Origin of the sequence: Helicobacter pylori (assembly GCF_001998165.1) — a bacterium.
In the GTDB taxonomy this organism is placed as follows: domain Bacteria; phylum Campylobacterota; class Campylobacteria; order Campylobacterales; family Helicobacteraceae; genus Helicobacter; species Helicobacter pylori_DL.
This window is the reverse complement of the sequence record NZ_MTWR01000014.1, coordinates 13197-34517: the sequence shown is the minus strand read 5'-3', so window position 1 is coordinate 34517 and position 21321 is coordinate 13197. Positions and strand designations below refer to the sequence as shown.

Genomic DNA, 21321 nt, shown 5'->3' with positions numbered 1-21321 from the left:
ACTTGTTTGTTTTTAATGGCTTTGATGGTAGCAAATTTGGGGTTGTTTAACACATCTTCAGGGCTAAGAGGGCTTATCCACCAAATAAAGATAATCTCAGGGTTTTCTTTAACGATTTTTTCCACGCTAACATCAGCGCGCCCAAATTTGACATATTTCAAGCCGAAATTGTCTATGCCCCCTTTTTCTAAAATATCTGAATCAAGGGCTTGATGGCCGCTGATTTTATTGGCTTTATGGAAAAGCTCCACCCCTTTTTTCTTTTTAACATCTTTCAAACGCTCTTTGATAAAATCCAAAGTTTCTTGCATTTTAGCCAACTTTTTAGAAGCGTCAATTTCTAAGGCTTTAGCTTGAGCGTCAATATCTTCCATGACTTCTGCAATGGTTTTTTCTTGGAAAGAAAGGAATGAAATCCCAAATTTTTTCGCATGCTCTACCGCTTTGGGGTTGCCCACAAAGGTTACAACAAGATCAGGGCTAAGCTTTTTTAATAATTCCACATTCAAAGCCGCCACATGATCGCTGCTCATGGATTTAATGCGTTTAGGATCTTTGAGAGTGGCTTTAACAATACCAGATTTAAAAGCGTAATCCGAAATGCCTACAACCCTATCCCAAGTATTGAACATAGCAGGCACTTCTGCAAAGCTACCCAAGTAGATTATTTTAGAAACAGGGAGCTTTATGGTTTGCTCCCCGAAATAATCCTTGACTTTAACTTCTTGATTAGAAGCGTTAGCCACTCCCAATAAAGATGAAACAATGAGTGCACCTAAAGAATAAGAGATTAAAGCTTTTTTAAAGCGAGCGATCAGCATGACAATTCCTTTCGTATGATTTATGAAACGATTATAACACCATTTAAGGAAATACAAGCAGTTAAAAATGAAACTATTTTTCACAAAATCTTAAAATTTAAAAGGAAATACCCTTTCATTAACTTTTTAAGATTATACTCCACCATGTTTCCACTGATTGAGTGGAAAGCATAGTAAATTAAATCTAATTAATTTAGGTTTAATTTTGATCCAACAAAATTTTAAAACACTTAAGGAGTTGTATATGTTAGTTACAAAACTTGCCCCCGATTTTAAAGCACCTGCCGTTTTAGGAAACAACGAGGTTGATGAACACTTTGAGCTTTCTAAAAATTTAGGTAAGAGCGGTGCGATTCTTTTCTTTTGGCCAAAAGATTTTACTTTTGTATGCCCTACAGAAATCATTGCGTTTGACAAAAGAGTGAAAGACTTCCAAGAAAAAGGCTTTAATGTGATTGGCGTGTCTATTGACAGCGAACAAGTGCATTTCGCATGGAAAAACACCCCTGTAGAAAAAGGCGGTATTGGTCAAGTAACTTTCCCTATGGTGGCTGATATTACTAAGAGCATTTCTAGAGACTATGATGTGCTGTTTGAAGAAGCGATCGCTTTGAGAGGAGCTTTTTTGATTGACAAAAACATGAAAGTAAGACATGCAGTGATCAATGACTTGCCATTGGGTAGGAATGCAGATGAAATGCTTCGCATGGTAGACGCTCTCTTGCACTTTGAAGAACATGGTGAAGTATGCCCAGCAGGTTGGAGAAAAGGCGATAAAGGCATGAAAGCAACTCACCAAGGCGTTGCAGAGTATCTTAAAGAAAATTCCATTAACCTTTGATGGTTCGATTCGCTGTTTGATCAAGAGAAACTTCGTTTTTCTTGATTGAATCCTTTTCTTTTTATTCTTTGCCAGTTTCTAAAATTTTCGTATCGTTTTATCTTTTTATCATTTTTGAATTAATTTTTTAATAAAGGGGTTTTTATGAATGCATTCAAGCGTATTATTAGTGTAGGGGTAATTGCTTTAGGTTTGTTTAACCTTTTAGACGCCAAACACCACAAAGAAAAAAAAGAAGACCACAAAATCACTCGTGAGCTTAAAGTGGGCGCTAACCCTGTGCCGCATGCGCAAATCTTGCAATCAGTCGTGGACGATTTGAAAGAGAAAGGGATCAAATTAGTGATCGTGTCTTTTACGGATTATGTGTTGCCCAATTTAGCGCTCAATGACGGCTCTTTAGACGCGAATTACTTCCAGCACCGCCCTTATTTGGACAGGTTTAATTTGGACAGAAAAATGCACCTTGTTGGTTTGGCCAATATCCATGTGGAGCCTTTGAGATTTTATTCTCAAAAAATCACAGACATTAAAAACCTTAAAAAAGGCTCAGTGATTGCCGTGCCAAATGATCCGGCCAATCAAGGCAGGGCGTTGATTTTACTCCATAAACAAGGCCTTATCGCTCTCAAAGACCCAAGCAATCTATACGCTACGGAGTTTGATATTGTCAAAAATCCTTACAACATCAAAATCAAACCTTTAGAAGCCGCATTATTGCCTAAAGTTTTAGGGGATGTGGATGGGGCTATTGTAACAGGGAATTATGCCTTGCAAGCAAAACTCACCGGAGCCTTATTTTCAGAAGACAAAGACTCGCCTTATGCCAATCTAATAGCCTCTCGTGAGGATAACGCGCAAGATGAAGCCATAAAAGCGCTGATTGAAGCCTTACAGAGTGAAAAGACCAGGAAATTTATTTTGGATACCTATAAAGGGGCGATTATCCCGGCTTTTTAAGCCATTTGGATAAAATTCGTCTTTAAGATGAATGGGGGCTTTAGGTGCTAATCAAAAGCTCTTTTCTCATTGAGTATTAAAAACGCTAAGAGTATTTTTAGAATAAAACGAAAAGAGCTTGCACTAATCAAGCGACACTTTCTTAAAAGCGTTATTTCTTAAGGGGAGCAATGGCGCAAAATAACCCCCTATCCCTTTAAGAAAATCATGATAAAATCTAAAACGATGAAGCCAAATAACTAAGACCCCGTTTTTTAAAAACATTAAACAAGGCTTTAGCCGTCAATATGCGATTAGAATAAAGCCAAAAATACAGCAAGCCTGAATCTCATTGAAGTTACGCTTTTAGAATGTTCTTTAATAAAGACCAGTTTTAAACAATTATTAGACTGAGTGAGTTATAGAGCGATAGAATCAGTTGGAAACAAGTTGGCTGATTGTCTTTAGCGTCTGAGTTAATGCGTTTTTGAAAAGATTTAGAATTTTATTAAAGATAGCCAAGCTCATAGAGTTTATTGCTCATTTTCACTAACAAGCCCCCTAGTTTTGACCCCCCTTCCCCATGTTCTACTAAAATAGTGATAGCGTATTTGGGTTTTTCATAAGGCAAAAATGCCGTAATCCACGCATGGGATCGATGGAAATACTCCATATCCTTTTCTTTCATGCGATTGACGATGTTTTGAGCGATTTCTACGACTTGCGCGGTGCCGGTCTTGCACGCTAAAGTAACCTTAGAACCTCTTGTGGAATGATAAGCGGTGCCGTCTTTATGGTTACACACTTCATACATGCCCACTCTCAAGGCTTGGAGCTTCTTTTTTTGAAAGCTATTTAGGGGATCTTTGAGCGGCTGTTGGTTGTTGATAGCAAAATGAGGCGTTGCCAGTTTGCCTGTCGCAATGAGTCCCGTATAGGCTAGCACTTGTAAGGGCGTGGCTAAAAAAGAGCCTTGCCCAATAGCGGTAATGAGCGTGTCCCCAACGCGCCAATCTTGATTGAAGCGTTTGAGTTTCCACAAATTATCCGGCACAATCCCCACAAATTCATTCGGCAAATCAACGCCCGTTTTTTCCCCAAAGCCCACTTCCCTTAAAGTTTTAGAGAGTTTTTCTATAGAGATTTCAAGCCCAAACTTATAAAAATACACATCCACGGACTCCCTAATGGCTTTATACAAATTAGAATTGCCATGCCCTGTTTTTTTCCAGTCTCTGAATTTGCGCTTACCCACTTCAATAAAAGGGGGGGTGGGTATGGTGGTGTTTTCTGTGATATGAAGGTTTTCTAAAAAGCTCAAGCCCACGCCCATTTTAACCACAGATCCCGGCGGATACAAGGCGTTAGCGAAGCGGTTTAATAAGGGGTTGTAAATATCATCTTGAAGTTTTTGCCATTTGTCTTGACTGATTCCGCCTACAAAATCGTTCAAATTGTATTCAGGGTAACTTCCTGCAACGAGCAATTCCCCATTTTCTGCGTTCATCACTAAAATAGCCCCTCTCTTATTTTCAAAGAGCTTGTCCGCTTCTTTTTGCAAGCGTTTGTCTAAACTCAATTGCAAGTGGTTATTGGTGCTTGGTGGCACGACCTCTAAGGTGGCTAATTCTTGATTGAGTGCATTGACATGCATGATTTTATAGCCCACCTTGCCTTGTAAAAGCTTGTTGTATTCTTTTTCAATGCCGGTTTTGCCTACAATCTGGCTGTATTGATTCTCTTCATCGTCTTTCAAGTCTTGCAAGCTTGCCACCCCCACATAGCCTAAAACATGCGAAGCTAAAGCGTTATTAGGGTAGTAGCGCTTGTCTAAAGGCAGCACAAAAATGCCTTGAGTTTGGATGAGTTTGGCATAAAGAGGTTGCATGGCGACATAAGGAATGAATCCCACCACTTTAATGAGATTATGGTTATAAAGCGAATTTTCTTTTTGGTAATTGTTTAAAAGCGTTTCTTTGGAAAAGTTAGGGAAAAACTTTTGGATGATTTCAATTTTTTCCAAAAGCTCTTTTTGTTTCAGTCTGCTGGGCAAAAACACGCCAAACACCAATTCATTAGTGGCTAAAAACTCATCATTTCTGTCTGTAATATTGCCCCTTGTAGGGATTAAAAATTCTTTTTTGGTCATGTTTCGTTCAGCCAGTTTTTCATAGTATTCTTGATTTTTAACGCTTAGAATAAATAAATTTAAAACCAACAACCCCCAAAACCCTATAAAAACAAAGAGTAAAAGCTTATAGCGAAGATTTTTCATACAAACCCCACAAAACGCTCTCTATGAGCACAAAAAGAGCGAGAAAACCGAGTATCTTCAAATCCAAAGACACCGAAAAAAAGCGCGATAAATAGAGGTAATAAACCAAAAAGACATGCAAAGTTTTGAATAAAAAGCCGTCATTAAAAAGCTTTAAAGAGTTTTTATAGACGATTTGATGGTAGATTAAAAACAATAAAGCCAAAACGCCTAAAGTCTTTAAATGCATGCTTTCAAACCAAAACAAACAACCAAACACGCTTAAGCTTGGCAGAAAATGATCGTATTTTTTCGCATAAAACAAGAATAAAAACCCAATCATTGGGGGTAAAAAAGGCATTAAGTCTCTCAAAAGGCTATAAAAATAAAACCCCAAGATCCCTAAGCATAAGAAAAAAAAGGAATCTTGTTTTAAAGAGAGCATGGTTTTGTGGCTTATAAGGGGTTAGTGAGCAAGTATTTTAAAAGGGTTTGGCGCACTATTTCAAGGGTTGGGTATTTTGAAGAAAGAGCGTTAAAATGGGTGGTATTGATTAAAAAAGGTTTAGGAGCGTTTAAAAAAAGGCGGTGTTGCTCGTTTTTATTCAACTTGTCAAATTTCGTAAAAAGAGAAAGGTAGGCTTGATCGGGCCTTAAAAGGGCTTGAATATTTTCTTTAGCGTTTTTATCAATTTCTAAATTCAAATGGCGCGCATCCACTAAATGGATGAAAAGTTTGATAGAAACCCTAACGCTCAACAATTCCCATAAAAACCCCTCCCATTCTTTTTTCAAGCTTTTAGAAGCTTTAGCGTAGCCAAACCCGGGCAAATCAATCACATTAAAAGTGGCCCTTAAGGCGTTTTCTTTATCTTCCCAAGTGGTGGAAAAAAAATTCGCTAAACGGGTTTTTCCAGGCGTTGCTGAACTTTTGGCGAGATTTTTTCCTAACAAGGTATTAATAAACGAGCTTTTACCGACATTGCTACGCCCTAAAATGACCATCTCAGAAGTCAAGCTCGCAGGGCATTGCGAAAGTTGGCCTGAAGAAGTGAGAAAATGAGCGTCTTTAATGGCGATCATGGTTTTTCGCCTTTCTTCTTCAATTTAGCTTTACGATTTTCTTCATTAATATCTTCCATATCAAACACGAATTTAGCGGGCCGTTTCGCGCTCCCTAACACGTCAGCATAACCCTTAGCTTTGTTTAAAATGATTTCATCACCGGTGATGACATTGGATTTCCCCACTTCTCTAACCACCGCATTTTGCAATAATTTGTATTCCCCATTCAGTGCGTTATAAATGAGCTTGTCAGCGCTCCCGCTGATTTCACGATTATCCTCTGTAAAGATGTTAAAATGCGTGTTCCCTGTGGCTTCATAGCGCTCTGGCTTTCGTTTGTCGTTTAAAAACACGCTCACCTTATCCGCAAACAACCGGTCTTTACCTTTTTTGATCTGCACATTGCCTTGAATAACGGCGGTTTTGGTTTTGTCGTTCGCTACAAATTGGTTGCCAGTAATCTCTAAAAGCTCTCTTTCTTTTTTCAAACCTTTATTGTCTGTTTTTTGAGCGCTTATCACGCTTAAAATACCAAAACAACACACCAAAAAACACCACCAACGCATTAAAACCCTCCTTTGAAAGTGGGGAGTTTTTTCTTTTCTTTCTGGCTTTGTTTGATTTCATCTAAAAATAAATGTGCCTGAATGCTTTGAGCTTCAATAATGGCTAAAGCATGCGAATAAGAAATGTCAAGCCCTTCAATCTTGCTGTCCTTTGAAGTGAGAATGAAACGGCCCTTGCCTTTAAAATTTTGCTCTTTATGGTTATAAATCCCTGTTTCACTCCAAAAACTAGAATCATCGCTTCTTTTATAAGTAACCCCATTAGGGAAGAAATACAAATCTTGCTGCCGTTTGGCTTTAGGGGATTCAACGCTTTCAATGGTGTCTTCATCATAGCGCTTGATTTTAGAATCAAAAAAGATCTCATGATCATCGTATTGTAAAGCTTTTTTGCCCTCTATGGACAGATCAAGGATTTTATCGTTGATTTGAAACGCTTTAAAATTTTCTAATTCAATTTTAGGGATATTTTCTTTAGAGACCACGCTAGTGGGTTGGGAACGCAAAAAGAAAAAAACTAGCCCTATCGTGATGAAAGACAAAACCACAAAAAAGTTTAAAACGCTATTAGAGGTAAAACTTGAGCGCTTCATCTTGCAAGCCTTCTAATGTTAAAAGATAATCAATCGCTTCCCTAACAGCCCCCTTGCCCCCTGAGTTTTGCAACACTTTATAGGCCTTGCTTTTAAGCAAGGGGTGTGCATCAAAAGGAGCGAAACTCAAAGCGCATGCCTTAAACATGCCTAAATCGTTATAATCATCGCCTACGCATGCGATTTCTTGCGCGCTCAATTGCAAGTCTTTTTTGAGCCGCTCCACAACCACGCCTTTATTTTCAACGCCCATAAAAACAAACTGAACGCCCAAACTCTCCATGCGTTTTTTCACCATGATTGAAGTTCTTCCTGTAATGATAGCGATTTTTTTGCCTAATTTTTGCCATAGCGTCATGCCAAGCCCGTCTTTGACATTAAAAGCCTTGATTTCGTGAAAATTTTCATCAAAATACAACGACCCGTCCGTGAGCGTGCCATCCACATCTAAAAGCAATAACTTAATCATTCTCTCGTTAAAACCGCATTCTGGTTATATTTTTTCATAAAATCCCTAGCCTCTTCTTCGCTTTGAAACCCTTGAACTAAAACTTTATACAAATCGTCTTTAAAAGCAACCTTGACGCTGTAATTTTTATTCTCTGCTTGCAATTTATCCGCTAAAGTTTGAGCGCCTATTTGGTTTCTAAAAGCCCCCATTTGCAAAGAAAATTTCCCTCCGCTCACGCTTTTTTCACTCTCGCCGACTTTAAATTCTTTGTGCAAGATCTTTGAAGAGTTGGCGTTAAAGGATTGCTCGTATTGTTTGGAGATAACCCCACCAAAACCCAAAACAATGAGGCGCACGCTGGCTGTGCCTTTTTGAACCATGTCAATATCCCTAGCGGCCGCATTAGACAAATCAATGATGCGATCGCTCACAAAAGGCCCTCTATCATTAATGCGCACAATGGTGCTTAAGTTATTATCAACATTGATGACTTTCACCACGGTGTTCATGGGTAAAGTTTTGTGCGCGGCGGTGTGGGCATACATGTTATAGATTTCCCCATTACTGGTTTTTTTGGCATGGAAGTTAGGGCCATACCAGCTCGCAATGCCATCAAATTTCTCGCCTAAATCCACTTTAGTGGGGTAATACCACTTGCCCCCCACTTGATAAGGGCGCATGGTGGCTCTTTGGATCGCGCTAGAATCACGCATGCCGTTATCTAGGGGTTGTTTTGTATTGTTACCTTGCGAATCGGTGTGGTGTTTGAAATGGCGTTCAAAAAAATTGCGCTTATAGGTGGCTTTTTTGGTTGTCGGGTCATAGTCTTTAGCGTTTTCATAAGCGCGCAAGCTTTCATGCTTATAAGACAAATTCTTTATTCCCTCTTTTTTAACCGCACAAGCGCTAATCAAAAAAATAACGCTTAAAAAACAAACTTTTTTTAACGCCAAACCCATTAAAATTCCCTTGTAGCGAGTAATTTTTTGTTAGTGGGGATGATTAAGCGCTGGTGGATAAAAATATTAGAATCTTTGAGATTATTGGCTAATTGGATACTGGAAATACTGACTTGATAGCGTTTAGCGATAGAAGATAAGGTTTCTTTAGGCAAGACCACATGGGTGATAAAAGGGCTTTTTGAACTCGCTTGAATGTTTTTATTTTGTTTGAGTTGGCGTTGTTTGAAAAGGGCGAGTTTTTCATAAGGGATATAAACGGTGTAGGTGGGGTCTTTAGAGGGCAGAATGTTATAGCGGAATTGGTGGTTGTAGGATTTTAAGGTTTCTAAACTCAAATTCAAATTTTTGGCCACTTGGACTAAAGAAGTGTGCCTTTTAAACGGAACGCCCACCAAACTCACCCTCGCCCCACGATTGAGCAGATATTCTTTATCTTTGAGGTTGTCTAGGCTGTTGAATTTTAACGCCAGGCTTAGAATGGAACGGATATACTCTCGTGTCTCTTTAGGGAGGTATTTTTTATCTTCATCCAACAAAATCTTAATATCCGAAGTGCCGGCGGCTTTAATAGCGTTTTGAACTTTGCGTAAGCCGTAATTATACGCCATAGCGACCAAATACCACTCCCCGGTTTGCTTGTAGAGCCGTTTCAAATAAGTGATCGCCGCTTGAGTGCTTTTAATGGGATCTCTTCTTTCATCAATGTAATGATTGACCTTAAGCCCTAATTCTTTAGCCGTGCTTGGCATGAATTGCCAAATCCCTACCGCTTTTTTCCTGCTATAAGCCCTTGATGAAAATTTAGACTCGGCCATGGCTAAAAACAAAAATTCTTGCGGCACGCTCGCTTCTATGAGCATGTTTTTGATGATAGGGATGAACTGGTAATTCACATCAAATCTTTTGACAAGTCTTTTCCATTCTTCTTCTTCATTCATTTTTTTTAAAGCGTTTGGCATTTGGGATAAAAAGCCTGCATTAACCCCAAAAGCCTCTAGCGCTTTGGTGTCAATATTAGATTCAAAAGCCATTTTCGCATGGCCTAAAGAAGCCAATAAAATGGTAACAAAAAAAACCAACCATTTTTGACTAAAACACTTCATTCTTTTTGACATCGCATCCTAATAACTATAGCTATCTAGCTTTTAAAATAGCCTTGATTATAGCTAAACTTGAATAACGCTTTCTAACACAGCCTTATTTTTAGGGGAAACTAAAGAGCGTTTGAGCGTTATGCGTGCTTAAAGAAGCGAGCTCTTCAGTCTCTATGTTGATGATTTCGGCAATTTTTTGAGCGATTAAAGGGATATAAGTGGGGCTATTCCTGGTGCCTCTAAAAGGGTGTGGGGTCAAATAAGGCGAATCCGTTTCTAAAAGAAGCCTGTTTTTAGGGATTTTAGGGAGGATCTCTACCAATCTTTTAGCGTTTTTAAAAGTGCTAACCCCTCCTATCCCATAATAAAAACGATCGCTCAATTCTAAAAGCATGCTATCAGCGTTAAAGCAATGCAACACCCCAAAAGCCTTAGGATAGCTTTTTAAAAGATTCAAACTATCAAAACTCGCTTCTCTAATATGGATGATCAAGGGCTTGTTGTGTTGGATAGAAAACTCAATCTGTTTGGTAAAGATTTCTTTTTGCTTGCTTTTATAATTCTCTCTTTCATTCAATTCAGGCAAGCGGTAGTAATCCAGTCCGCATTCGCCTATCGCCACGCATTTTTGATGACTGACAAACTTTTCAAACAGGCTTTCATCAAAACTTTCCACATCATAAGGGTGAGCGCCTATGGCAAAAAACACGCCTTCAAATTTTTCGCTAATCTCTATTGCTCTATTCAAATCCTTCATGTCCGCGCCCGGAATCACGCATTGAGTAACGCCTTTTTCCAGGCTTTCTTTTAACACTTCTTCTAAATCGTTTTCATAATCCTTATGATCCAAATGGCAATGCGTATCAATAAACATGCTTTTATCCTATGGTTTTATTTAATATGTTACAATAATTAAGCATTTTAACATAAGGAAAATAATCATTAACGATGTTCAGCGGTCTAATCCATCAAATAGCTAAAGTGAAAAGTTTCCAAAACAATATTTTAAGCGTAGAGAGCGATCTCAATCCCAAGCTTGGCGATAGCATTGCGATTAATGGGGCGTGTTTGACCGCCATAGAAAGTTCAAAAACGCATTTTAGCGTGGAATTGAGCCAAAAAACCCAAAACAGCGTAGCGTTAGAAAATTACAAGGATTTAGTCCATATTGAGCCAGCCCTAAAAGCCGATGCGAGTTTGGATGGGCATTTTGTGCAAGGGCATATTGACGCTATCGGGGTCATTGAAAAAATTATTCAACATTCTAATCAAGTGGATTTTTTCATCAGCGCTTCTAAAGAAACGCTTTTATTGTGCGTTGAGCAAGGCTCTATCGCCATTGATGGGGTGAGTTTGACTTTAAGCAAGGTAGAAGAAAAGGGGTTTTGGCTAACGATTATCCCTTATACTTTAGAAAACACCCTTTTTAAGACTTATAAACTCAAACGGCGCGTGAATATTGAAACAGACATGCTAGTCCGCAGCGTTGCGTCTATTTTGAAAAAAACAAAAGGGTTTGAAAAAAATTTCTCTTGGAATGATGCGGATTCTTTGACTTTAGGGTATTAGATGAATAAAGCCATAAAAGCCGCCGCTCTAGCCTATAACATGGGGCAAGATCATGCCCCAAAAGTGATCGCAAGCGGGGTGGGCGAAGTGGCTAAAAGGATCATTCAAAAAGCTAAAGAATACGACATAGCGCTCTTTTCTAACCCCATGTTGGTGGATTCGCTTTTAAAGGTGGAATTAGACTGCGCGATACCTGAAGAATTGTATGAAAGCGTGGTGCAAGTGTTTTTATGGCTCAATAGCGTGGAAAATAACGCGCAAATGTCCAAGTAATCGGGATGTAAAGTTAAAACGATGGTAGTAGAATTAAAAAACATTGAAAAGATTTATGAAAATGGATTCCATGCTCTAAAAGGCGTGAATTTGGAATTGAAAAAAGGCGATATTTTAGGCGTGATAGGCTATTCAGGGGCGGGGAAATCCACGCTCATTCGCCTAATCAATTGTTTGGAACGCCCCAGTTCTGGCGAAGTGTTAGTCAATGGGGTCAATCTGTTAAACTTAAAGCCTAAAGAATTGCAAAAAGCGCGCCAAAAAATAGGCATGATTTTCCAGCATTTCAATTTATTGAGCGCTAAAGATGTGTTTGAAAATGTCGCTTTCGCTCTAGAAATCGCCCGATGGGAAAAAACTAAGATTAAATCAAGGGTGCATGAATTGTTGGAATTAGTGGGGCTAGAAGATAAAATGCATTTTTATCCTAAACAGCTAAGCGGCGGGCAAAAACAACGAGTGGCGATCGCTAGGAGTTTAGCGAATTGCCCTAATTTGTTGCTTTGCGATGAAGCCACATCTGCTTTGGATTCTAAAACCACGCATTCTATTTTAACGCTTCTAAGCGGCATTCAAAAAAAGCTTAATCTGAGCATCGTTTTCATCACGCATGAAATTGAAGTGGTTAAAGAATTGTGCAATCAAATGTGCGTGATCAGCAGCGGCGAAATCGTGGAAAGAGGCTCGGTGGAAGAAATTTTTGCTAACCCTAAACATGCCGTTACTAAAGAATTGCTTGGCATCAAAAACGAGCATGGGGATCAAAAATCGCAAGACATTTATCGCATCGTGTTTTTAGGGGAGCATTTAGACGAGCCGATCATTTCTAATTTGATTAGGCGTTTTAAAATAGATGTGAGCATCATTTCAGGCAACATTGAAGAGCTTACGACTAAAGATATAGGGTATTTAGTGGTGCGGTTTTTAGGCAGCACCACAGAGATTCAAAGGGCTTTAGAGTATTTAAACGCTTTAGGCTTACAAGTGGAAAAATTAAAGGATTAAAATGATTTCTCAAATGCTCATTCAAGCCACGCTAGAAACGCTTTATATGGTGTTTGTGGCGAGCTTTTTGGCGGTTGTTTTTGGCTTGCCTTTGGGGGTTTTATTGTTAGTGAGTAAAAAAGGGCATTTGTTAAACAAGCCCCTTTTGCATAAAATTTTAGACACTTCCATCAACATGACTCGCTCTTTCCCTTTTATCATTCTCATTATTTTGCTCCTGCCTTTATCGCGCTTTTTGATTGGCACAAGCATTGGCTCTAGCGCAAGCATTATCCCGCTAGCCATTTCAGCCATTCCTTTTGTCGCAAAACTTTTTGAAAATTCTTTAATGGAAGTAGAGCATGGCAAGATTGAAACCACTTTAAGTTTGGGAGCGTCTAATTTGGAAGTCGTTAAAATGATGCTTTTAGAGAGCTTGCCCTCTTTAGCGAATAATATCACCATCACCTTAATTTCTTTAATAGGCTATTCGGCTATGGCGGGAGCGTTAGGGGCTGGGGGCTTGGGGGATTTAGCCATTAGGATTGGCTATCAAAGTTATAGGGGCGATGTGCTTTTTTATGCGGTGGTCGTGATTATTGTTTTAGTGCAAATCATTCAAAGCGTGGGGGATTATGTGGTGAAACGCCTAAGAAAGCATAAGTATTAGGGATTTGGTTTCGCCTTGTGATTCCAACAAATTAGAACTTTTTTTGAAAAAATTTTTTTTGAAAGAAAATTTTTATCGGTTTAGACCATCGTTCTTTGACCACTAAATTATAGTAATGAGATGCAAAAACCTTAATGGAGCGTATGCTCACTTCATAAAGACGCTTATCTTGAGAAAAATAATGGATTTTTTGAGCAATATCTCGGTATTCTATGCGTTTTTTTTGCATTTCCAGAGTGAAGTCTTTCCAAAATGGAGTGTGTGCAAGCATCTCTAACCACAGGTGGTATTGATTCCCCAAAGGGAACTCCCAAGGTTTGCCATTGTAGATTCCAAGAGCATCTTTATCAGATTCATAGTGCATGATAATAGGGTTTGAAAGAATGTCTTGAATTTGAGAGATCTCATAGGGGATTCGCTGGCGATAGATAAATTCATTGGGTTTGTCTTGGTGGATGATTTCAAACCGAATGGGTAAGGAAGCTTTATGCCTCAAATCATCAAGTTCTTCTTGATAATAATAAGGCAAAACACAATAGTGTAATGGAAGTTCTTTAATATAAGCATGCAAATGGTGTATTAATGTAGGTTCTTTAAAATATGGACGCATTACTTGAATTTTAAATTTTTCTAAGACCTGTTGGGTGAAAGAGTGCTCTCGCATGTAATTCAAATTGCAAAACCAAAACCCCTCTGTAACTGATTGTGATACTAAACTTATTACACCACTCAAATGAAAAGATTCGCTTGTGTCTAAAGCGATAAAATCATCAGCGAAAGCTCTGCAAAACACCACATCCACATCAGACCAAATCATTTTGCTGTATTGGGGGAATAAACTAGGGAGAAGGTATTTGACCAGTATCATTCTAGAATAGCGATTAACCCATGCGCTATCCGTGATAGTGGGCAAAGAATCAAGAGTGGCGCTAATATCTTGGCATTTTAAAGCGGCAAAATGTTTGAAAGGCTTGATAGTTTCTTGGAGCCTGTTTAAATCATCTTCATTCAAACCGCTATAGAATACATAGATACTGAAAAATACCCTTTCAACTGCACGATGGGCATGCAATAAAGAGTAGAGAGCCACAGCCCCTGTTTTTAGGTAGTTTTTATCAAAGGCAAAGGCAATAGGGATTTCATGTTGCATCAATTTTCCTTGGAGATTTTGTGAAAATAAACTATATCATAGCCTATGTTAGTTTTTATTGATAAATTTATCCATCTGTTTTTCTAAGTCTATGATTTGCGTTATCGCTCCCTCTAAAATTTCAAAATTTTGAGCGTTTTTGGGGGCAACGCATGCGAGTTTGTTGGAAGCTTTTTCTAACGATTGGATGTCTTTAAGCAAGGTTTTTAAAACTTCTACGCTTTTAAAATCCTTCTCAAAATAATCATCAAATTGCTGTTCTGTTTGAGACAAGTTCTCTAAAAAAGCGCTTTGAAGGCGTATTTGGGTGCGATCATGCCCGGTTTCAATACAGGTTTTATAGGTTTTATTGATCGCAATAAAAGCGTCTTTGGCTTTCAAAAAAGCCTTGGAAAGCTCAGCGATGATTTCATAATGTTCGCCCTCTGCTTTTAAAAACCCTAAAAAGAGCGAAATGAGCAATAACTTTTTTAGCATTTTATCCCTTTACCATTGATAAGAAAAGCTCACCCCATAGCGGCTACTGCCCTTAAAGTCGCTAGAAATTTCAGGATAGAGCATCCATCGCTTGGGTTTGTAGCGTGAAGTGAATAAATAAGCAAACCCCCATGCGATAAGGCTGCCAATCGTAACTTGCAAGATCGTGTGTTGTCTTGCCACCACTCTGCTGGCGTCAGTGAGTATTGCAAGAGCGATCACAGGAAGAGCCGGCTTCCACCCGTAGCGGTAATACACAAACCCAGCCGCGCTAAACACCCCCCCAGCATGCCCGCTTGGCATGCCTCTCCAAGAATTACAGCATGGCCGTTTAGCAAATCCCACTCTAGCCCCATCTTTATGGGCGGTGCTAAAAGCTCCTTTAAGGCCATAAATCACTCCTTGAGTGACTAATGTGCCGACCGCTAATTCCCCTAAACCTCTATAATCGCGCATCGCTAAACTGACCGTGCCTACAAAAATAGGCAAAAACCTAAGCACATCGCCAATCTCTTCTAAAATGTATGCCCCCTCATTGATCGGCTCACTCCTTAAAGGATATACCCATAAGAGCAGGCTCAAAAAAAGATTTTTGAGCTTTTTCATTGAAACGCTCGCTTTTCTAAAGCGCAAACTTGCTTGTTTAAATAAGCATAGCCCATTAAATAGCATGCGATAAAGACCAGACTAATGACAATGAGCGTGTAAGAATTTAAGCGGAATAAGACGCTGATTAAAATAAAAGGCAGGTTGCACAGAATAAGGATAAACGCGCATAAAGGGTTGGGGTAATTGAAAGAGCGTTGTTGCAAGAATTTAAATAAAAGGGTGTGCAAATGCAAGTTATCTGGCATGGTGGCTTTCTGGCGTTTTATTTTGCGCCTTAGGATACTAAAAAGCACCTCTATGACCGGATAAAGCATTAAATTGAGCCCAAAAAACACGCTGATTTTTTGCTCTAAACTCAAATGTAAAAGGGAAATCCCGCACACCAAACCCAAAAAATACGCCCCTCCATCGCCTAAAAAAATCTTTCCTAAAGGGAAATTTAACACCATAAACCCAAGCACCATGTAAGCGAGTAAACAAGACAAACTGCTAGGGTCTATATAATGAATGACTAAAAGCGTAATCGTGCAAATCCCAGATGCAAGCCCGTTAAACCCGTCAATGATATTAATAGCGTTACTGATACCCACCAGCATAAAAATAGCGAATAAAAAAGCGATAAAATAAGGCAAGCTAAAAAGGGGCGAAAAATCGCTCACCACTAAAGGCGTTGATGAAATGATGCAAACGACCCCTACGGCTTGCAAAATAAGGCGTATTTTGGGGCTTAATGAAAGGTTAATGTCTTCTAAAAAACCGCTTAAAAAGACTAACAACAACCCCAAAAAAACAAAAAACCCCTTAAAAGGCGCTTCAAAAGGCTCAAAAAGATAAGCTAACACAAAAGAAAGAAAGATCCCAAGCCCCCCGGCTCGTGGGGTTCTTGCATGATGGAAGCCTTGGATTTTATTAGCGTTATCCACAAAGAGCATGGATTTTTTAGACCACAGAACAATCAAAGAGCAAACGAAGAGACTGGTTAGAAAATATAGCACCCACAACACTTTTTATTGGATTTAGTATTTTCACTATTATAGCAAAAGATAGCTTGATGATAAAATCTTATAGGCATAAGGGGTGGTTTTTATGTTACAATTCCAAAAATCATTATTATAAAATAAAGGATAGTCATGCGTTTTGGATTGAATATTGATCACATTGTTACTTTAAGAGAGATAAGAAAGACTTATGAGCCTGAGATTTTAGAGGCTCTGTTTATCGCTAAAAACACCCATAAAGTGGATTTAATCACCATCCATTTAAGAGAAGACAAACGGCACATTCAAAATGAAGACGTTTTGAGACTGCTTGAAATAAGCCCTTTGCCTATCAACATTGAATGCTCTATCAATGCTGAAATCACTGATTTCTTATGCTCTTTAAAAAATAAGCCGAGTAAGGTTACGATTGTGCCTGAAAACAGAAATGAGGTTACGACAGAGGGGGGATTGGATTGCTCATTAAAGGGTTTGGGGGAAGTGATTAGAGCGTATCACAATAAAGGCATTGAAGTGTCTTTGTTTGTTGATCCTTTAAAAGACGCTCTGCATTTTGCAAAGGAGCATCAAGTCAAGCAAGTGGAGTTCCACACTGGGGTGTATGCGAATTTGCACAACGCTTTATATTCTAACGCTAACAATCAAATCCATGCCATTAGCGCGCTCAAAGACAAAAGCCCTAAAGAACTGAAAGAAGAATTGCACAACGCCTTTTTGCAATTAAGGAGAATGAGCAAAGAAGCGTTTTTTATGGGAATTGTGGTGTGTGCTGGGCATGGGTTGAATTACACTAATGTGAAAGAATTGTTAAAAATCCCCTCTTTAAGAGAGCTTAATATCGGTCATAGCGTGATTTCAAAAGCGGTTTTAGTGGGTTTAGAAAAAGCGATTTTAGAAATGGCGCAACTCATTAAGCGATAAAATGGCTAAAAAGAAAATTGCGATCAGTTGCGGGGATATTCAAGGCGTAGGCTTAGAGTTGATTTTAAAAAGCCATAAGGAAGTGAGTGCGCTTTGTGAGCCGTTGTATCTCATTGATGGCGAACTTTTAGAGCGGGCCAACCAATTGCTAAATAACGCTTATGAAACTAAAACGCTCAATGCGCTCGCTATTGATGCCCCCTTACCCTTATTAAATTCCAGCACGATAGGCAAAGTCAGCGCTCAAAGCGGGGCGTATAGTTTTGAGAGTTTTAAAAAGGCTTGCGAGTTAGCGGATAGTAAAGAAGTGGATGGCATTTGCACTTTGCCTATCAACAAACTCGCATGGCAACAAGCTCAAATCCCTTTTGTGGGGCATACCGATTTTTTAAAACAACGCTATAAAGATCATCAAATCATCATGATGCTTGGGTGTTCAAAACTCTTTGTGGGGCTATTTAGCGACCATGTGCCTTTAGGGGCGGTTTCTCAGCTCATTCAAGTGGGAGCGTTGGTCCGGTTTTTGTTAGCGTTTCAAAAAAGCACTCAAGCTAAAATCGTTCAAGTGTGTGGCTTTAACCCCCATGCGGGCGAAGAGGGCTTGTTTGGGGAAGAAGATGAAAGGATTTTAAAAGCCATTCAAAAGAGCAACCAAACGCTGGGTTTTGAATGCTTTTTGGGGCCACTGCCCGCTGATAGCGCTTTTGCCCCCAATAAACGCAAGATAACCCCCTTTTATGTGAGCATGAGCCATGATGTGGGGCTAGCCCCTTTAAAAGCGCTCTATTTTGATGAAAGCATCAATGTGAGTTTGAACGCTCCCATTTTACGCGCTTCCACTGACCACGGCACAGCGTTTGATATCGCTTATCAAAACAAAGCGAACAACAAAAGCTATTTGAATGCGATCAAATATTTAGCTTAAAGATTTTAAAATACAAGCCAACAAAGTATAATTCAAGCAAAAACACCATTCAAAGATAAAGACATGATTTTAAGCATTGAAAGTTCTTGCGATGACAGCTCTTTAGCCCTTACAAGAATAGAGGACGCTAAACTTATCGCTCATTTTAAAATCTCTCAAGAAAAGCACCACAGCTCTTATGGGGGCGTTGTGCCTGAGCTTGCGTCGCGCCTGCATGCTGAGAATTTGCCGCTCTTATTAGAACGCGTTAAAATCAGCTTGAATAAGGATTTTTCTAAACTTAAAGCCATCGCTATCACCAATCAGCCAGGTTTGAGCGTTACTTTAATAGAGGGTTTGATGATGGCAAAAGCCTTGAGCTTGTCTTTGAATTTACCCTTGATTTTAGAAGACCATTTGAGAGGGCATGTGTATTCGCTATTCATCAATGACAAGCAAACTCGCATGCCTTTAAGCGTGCTGCTAGTCTCTGGGGGGCATTCTTTGATTTTAGAGGCTAGAAATTATGAAGACATTAAAATCGTTGTCACGAGTTTAGACGATAGCTTTGGGGAGAGTTTTGATAAGGTTTCTAAAATGCTTGATTTAGGCTATCCAGGAGGCCCCATAGTGGAAAGATTAGCCCTTGATTATGCGCATCCAAACGAGCCTTTAATGTTCCCTGTCCCTTTAAAAAACAGCCCGAATCTGGCTTTTAGTTTTTCAGGTTTAAAAAATGCGGTGCGTTTGGAGGTTGAAAAAAATGTCCATAATTTGAATGAAGCGATCAAGCAAAAGATTGGCTATCATTTTCAAAGCGCAGCGATTGAGCATTTAATTCAGCAGACTAAACGCTATTTTAAAATCAAACGCCCTAAAATTTTTGGTATTGTGGGGGGAGCAAGCCAAAATTTGGCGTTAAGAAAGGCGTTTGAAAATTTGTGCGCTGAGTTTGATTGCAAGCTTGTTTTAGCCCCTTTAGAATTTTGCAGCGACAATGCCGCCATGATAGGGCGATCAAGCCTAGAGGCTTATCAAAAAAAGCGCTTTGTCCCTTTAGAAAAGGCTAACATTTCGCCAAGAACGCTGTTAAAAAGTTTTGAGTGAATGGATACAAAAAGAAAGTGCATGATAAAACGCCTAAAATTCATCAATAGCGTCAAGTATCGGTTATTTTGAGGCAAGAGCTTAAAAAAGAGGGTGTTAAAAAAGAGCGTTTTAGTCAAATTTAATCTTATTTTGGTTACAATTCTAGGTTATTAAGTTTTAGTTTAAAGGGAAAAAATGCTCCGCTCTCTCTATAGCGCCACTTCAGGGATGCTCGCCCAACAAACGCACATTGACACCACTTCAAACAATATCGCCAATGTCAATACCACCGGGTTTAAAAAATCTCGTGCGGATTTTAACGACTTGTTTTACCAAGCGATGCAATACGCCGGCACCAACACAAGCAACACGACTTTATCGCCAGATGGCATGGAAGTGGGCTTAGGCGTGCGCCCTAGCGCGATCACTAAAATGTTTTCGCAAGGCAGCCCTAAAGAAACGGAAAATAATTTAGATGTCGCCATTACGGGCAAAGGCTTTTTTCAAGTCCAATTGCCTGATGGCACCACCGCTTATACAAGAAGCGGGAATTTTAAGCTAGACGAACAGGGCAATCTTGTAACAATCGAGGGCTATCTCCTCATCCCTCAAATCACTTTACCTGAAGACACCACGCAAGTAAACATCGGTGTGGATGGCACGGTGAGCGTGACTCAAGGCTTGCAAACGACTTCTAATGTGATCGGGCAAATCACGCTAGCTAATTTTGTCAATCCGGCGGGGCTTCATTCTATGGGGGATAATTTGTTTTCCATCACCAACGCTAGTGGCGATGCGATTGTGGGCAACCCGGATTCTCAAGGCTTAGGCAAGTTAAGGCAAGGCTTTTTGGAGCTTAGTAACGTGAGATTGGTAGAAGAAATGACGGATCTAATCACCGCTCAAAGGGCTTATGAAGCCAATTCTAAAAGTATTCAAACCGCTGATGCCATGCTCCAAACCGTCAATTCCCTCAAACGCTAAAAGGGGATTTTACTCTCCTTAACGCTCTTTAATCTCTGCTCCCTTGTTGTTTTTGCGCTTGGGGTGGTTTTGTGTTTTGGAGCGGTTGTTGCCATTCTTTAATTCTTGTGGCTAGGATTTTTAAGGTTTTCAACACCGCTTTTTGGGTTATTGTTTGGTTGGTGTTTTCCTTTTATGAAAAAAACAGCCAAAACAGCCAGATCAATGAGAATACAAAAAACAATAACCAGACACCATGTTTTATTGGTTTTATCCGCTTCTTGTTCCGCTTTCAGCCTTGCTTGTTCTACTTCTTATTTTGCTTTTAATTTTTTGCGTAAGGTGGCAACTAAAACGCATGCAGGCACGGTTACCCTATAAGCCGGCCCAGCAAGATTGATGCTCACTAATGCGCCCGTAATGACCCAACCAATAGGGCCAGCTAAAATGCCTAGAGTTTTCTTAAGCGCTACTTTACCCACCACAGACGATAAACCATGCCCTAGAGTTTGTCTTACCATTGCATCTGCAACAGATACAGCCAACGCATAAGAATGAGAGCCGCCCGCTTTAAACAGCGTTAAAACAGATGCGATTAGGACTTGTTTGTTTTCACCAATCACTTTATCAATATTTGTCATGCCTAATTCATGGGTGAGTTCTTTAATCTCTCTCCCACTCATTTTTTCTAAACTATCTTTCAAAAGTTTAGAAAGCATGTTTTGCTCAATCAAAGAGGTTGCAGATTTTTCATTGTAATTAACCTTTAAATGATCGCACGCATCGCACAAAATCTCTTTGTATAAGACCCCTTCGTTTCTAAAAAAATTCATGAAACTATTGCCCCCATAACGCTGCAATTCTTCAGCGATCCTTCTTGGGTATTTGGCGTAATCATGACCATACCTTTGGTATTCTGTTGAACTTGTCAATTATTCATTCATTCTTAGTGTGCCATTTTCATCATAAACAAGCACATCAAACAAATCTTTCAAATCGCTAGAGCTTAATCGCTTTAAAAATTCCAAGTCGCTATTTGTATGCCATGCAATCCCTTTAATTTTATTCCTACCGCTCGCTCAAATCCCACCAACCCCCTTTTTTAGGATCAGTGATTAGTGATTAGTG

24 protein-coding genes and 1 pseudogene are annotated in these 21321 nt (G+C 39.4%); 10 read left to right on the top strand and 15 right to left on the bottom strand.

Annotated features, from left to right (window positions below):
* Window positions 1–821 (bottom strand): ABC transporter substrate-binding protein (locus tag BZK24_RS02405; RefSeq protein ID WP_077656455.1); only part of this gene is annotated, 821 nt, incomplete at its 3' end.
* Between the two features lie 244 nt (window positions 822–1065).
* Here BZK24_RS02405 and BZK24_RS02400 point away from each other — a divergent pair.
* Together BZK24_RS02400 and BZK24_RS02395 are read left to right on the top strand one after the other, a co-directional pair.
* Complete coding sequence (locus BZK24_RS02400; RefSeq protein ID WP_000961664.1) at window positions 1066–1662, top strand: peroxiredoxin; 597 nt, start codon at window positions 1066–1068, stop codon at window positions 1660–1662.
* 144 nt (window positions 1663–1806) lie between these two features.
* A complete protein-coding gene (locus BZK24_RS02395) occupies window positions 1807–2622 on the top strand; it encodes a MetQ/NlpA family ABC transporter substrate-binding protein (protein ID WP_042631698.1) in 816 nt (271 codons plus the stop codon).
* A 487-nt stretch (window positions 2623–3109) separates the two neighbouring features.
* Here BZK24_RS02395 and mrdA read toward each other — a convergent pair whose 3' ends face one another.
* The 9 genes from mrdA to BZK24_RS02345 form a co-directional block, all read right to left on the bottom strand.
* Complete coding sequence (gene mrdA / locus BZK24_RS02385; RefSeq protein WP_077656454.1) at window positions 3110–4876, bottom strand: penicillin-binding protein 2; 1767 nt, start codon at window positions 4874–4876, stop codon at window positions 3110–3112.
* The gene (locus BZK24_RS02380) at window positions 4857–5300 is read right to left on the bottom strand and encodes a hypothetical protein (RefSeq protein ID WP_077656453.1); all 444 of its coding nucleotides are present in this window, start codon (window positions 5298–5300) and stop codon (window positions 4857–4859) included. The genes mrdA and BZK24_RS02380 overlap by 20 nt, the downstream gene beginning before the upstream one ends.
* 11 nt (window positions 5301–5311) lie before the next feature.
* Entirely contained in the window at window positions 5312–5938 is a 627-nt protein-coding gene (gene yihA / locus BZK24_RS02375) for a ribosome biogenesis GTP-binding protein YihA/YsxC (RefSeq protein WP_077656452.1), read from the bottom strand.
* Window positions 5935–6486 (bottom strand): lipopolysaccharide transport periplasmic protein LptA, encoded by a 552-nt coding sequence (gene lptA, locus BZK24_RS02370; RefSeq protein ID WP_077656451.1) that lies wholly within the window; start codon window positions 6484–6486, stop codon window positions 5935–5937. Before lptA ends, yihA begins: the two co-directional genes overlap by 4 nt.
* Window positions 6486–7079 carry a hypothetical protein gene (locus BZK24_RS02365; RefSeq protein ID WP_033589582.1) on the bottom strand — a complete coding sequence of 198 codons (594 nt, stop codon included), beginning with the start codon at window positions 7077–7079 and terminating at the stop codon, window positions 6486–6488. The genes lptA and BZK24_RS02365 overlap by 1 nt, the downstream gene beginning before the upstream one ends.
* On the bottom strand, window positions 7054–7548 hold the full coding sequence (locus tag BZK24_RS02360) for a KdsC family phosphatase (protein WP_077656450.1): 495 nt from the start codon (window positions 7546–7548) through the stop codon (window positions 7054–7056). The genes BZK24_RS02365 and BZK24_RS02360 overlap by 26 nt, the downstream gene beginning before the upstream one ends.
* Window positions 7545–8489, bottom strand: coding sequence for a septal ring lytic transglycosylase RlpA family protein (locus BZK24_RS02355; RefSeq protein ID WP_077656449.1), 945 nt, complete (start codon window positions 8487–8489; stop codon window positions 7545–7547). Before BZK24_RS02355 ends, BZK24_RS02360 begins: the two co-directional genes overlap by 4 nt.
* Window positions 8489–9607 carry a lytic transglycosylase domain-containing protein gene (locus BZK24_RS02350; protein WP_077656448.1) on the bottom strand — a complete coding sequence of 373 codons (1119 nt, stop codon included), beginning with the start codon at window positions 9605–9607 and terminating at the stop codon, window positions 8489–8491. The genes BZK24_RS02355 and BZK24_RS02350 overlap by 1 nt, the downstream gene beginning before the upstream one ends.
* Window positions 9608–9695: 88 nt before the next feature.
* The gene (locus BZK24_RS02345) at window positions 9696–10460 is read right to left on the bottom strand and encodes a TatD family hydrolase (RefSeq protein ID WP_077656447.1); all 765 of its coding nucleotides are present in this window, start codon (window positions 10458–10460) and stop codon (window positions 9696–9698) included.
* A 74-nt stretch (window positions 10461–10534) separates the two neighbouring features.
* Here BZK24_RS02345 and ribE point away from each other — a divergent pair, with 74 nt between their 5' ends.
* Genes ribE through BZK24_RS02325 form a run of 4 tightly spaced genes read left to right on the top strand, consistent with a single transcriptional unit; the run spans window position 10535 to window position 13082 of the window.
* The gene (gene ribE, locus BZK24_RS02340) at window positions 10535–11155 is read left to right on the top strand and encodes a riboflavin synthase (protein WP_000491065.1); all 621 of its coding nucleotides are present in this window, start codon (window positions 10535–10537) and stop codon (window positions 11153–11155) included.
* A complete protein-coding gene (locus tag BZK24_RS02335; protein WP_001030214.1) occupies window positions 11156–11428 on the top strand; it encodes a FlhB-like flagellar biosynthesis protein in 273 nt (90 codons plus the stop codon).
* Between the two features lie 21 nt (window positions 11429–11449).
* Complete coding sequence (locus BZK24_RS02330) at window positions 11450–12433, top strand: methionine ABC transporter ATP-binding protein (RefSeq protein WP_077656446.1); 984 nt, start codon at window positions 11450–11452, stop codon at window positions 12431–12433.
* A gap of 1 nt (window position 12434) precedes the next feature.
* Window positions 12435–13082, top strand: coding sequence for an ABC transporter permease subunit (locus BZK24_RS02325; RefSeq protein WP_000625477.1), 648 nt, complete (start codon window positions 12435–12437; stop codon window positions 13080–13082).
* 31 nt (window positions 13083–13113) lie between these two features.
* Here BZK24_RS02325 and BZK24_RS02320 read toward each other — a convergent pair whose 3' ends face one another.
* Genes BZK24_RS02320 through wecA form a run of 4 tightly spaced genes read right to left on the bottom strand, consistent with a single transcriptional unit; the run spans window position 13114 to window position 16322 of the window.
* Window positions 13114–14232: a glycosyltransferase family 8 protein gene (locus BZK24_RS02320; RefSeq protein ID WP_077656445.1), complete on the bottom strand. Its 1119-nt coding sequence runs from the start codon at window positions 14230–14232 to the stop codon at window positions 13114–13116.
* Between the two features lie 48 nt (window positions 14233–14280).
* Window positions 14281–14709: a hypothetical protein gene (locus tag BZK24_RS02315; protein ID WP_077656444.1), complete on the bottom strand. Its 429-nt coding sequence runs from the start codon at window positions 14707–14709 to the stop codon at window positions 14281–14283.
* Between the two features lie 9 nt (window positions 14710–14718).
* Window positions 14719–15315, bottom strand: a complete 597-nt coding sequence (lpxF, locus tag BZK24_RS02310; RefSeq protein WP_171972373.1) for a lipid A 4'-phosphatase — start codon at window positions 15313–15315, stop codon at window positions 14719–14721.
* Entirely contained in the window at window positions 15312–16322 is a 1011-nt protein-coding gene (gene wecA, locus BZK24_RS02305; protein WP_077656442.1) for an undecaprenylphosphate N-acetylglucosaminyl transferase WecA, read from the bottom strand. The genes lpxF and wecA overlap by 4 nt, the downstream gene beginning before the upstream one ends.
* 126 nt (window positions 16323–16448) lie before the next feature.
* Between wecA and pdxJ the strand changes: the two genes are divergently transcribed.
* The 4 genes from pdxJ to flgG all read left to right on the top strand — a co-directional run bounded on the left by pdxJ (window position 16449) and on the right by flgG (window position 20214).
* On the top strand, window positions 16449–17237 hold the full coding sequence (pdxJ, locus tag BZK24_RS02300; protein ID WP_077656441.1) for a pyridoxine 5'-phosphate synthase: 789 nt from the start codon (window positions 16449–16451) through the stop codon (window positions 17235–17237).
* Between the two features lies 1 nt (window position 17238).
* The gene (gene pdxA / locus BZK24_RS02295; RefSeq protein WP_077656440.1) at window positions 17239–18162 is read left to right on the top strand and encodes a 4-hydroxythreonine-4-phosphate dehydrogenase; all 924 of its coding nucleotides are present in this window, start codon (window positions 17239–17241) and stop codon (window positions 18160–18162) included.
* Window positions 18163–18225: 63 nt separating this feature from the next.
* Entirely contained in the window at window positions 18226–19248 is a 1023-nt protein-coding gene (gene tsaD, locus BZK24_RS02290; protein WP_077656439.1) for a tRNA (adenosine(37)-N6)-threonylcarbamoyltransferase complex transferase subunit TsaD, read from the top strand.
* 177 nt (window positions 19249–19425) lie between these two features.
* On the top strand, window positions 19426–20214 hold the full coding sequence (gene flgG / locus BZK24_RS02285) for a flagellar basal-body rod protein FlgG (protein ID WP_077656438.1): 789 nt from the start codon (window positions 19426–19428) through the stop codon (window positions 20212–20214).
* Window positions 20215–20312: 98 nt separating this feature from the next.
* Here the strand turns inward: flgG and BZK24_RS09325 are convergent.
* Window positions 20313–21221, bottom strand: a pseudogene (locus BZK24_RS09325) (YaaW family protein).
* Between the last annotated feature and the right edge of the window lie 100 nt (window positions 21222–21321).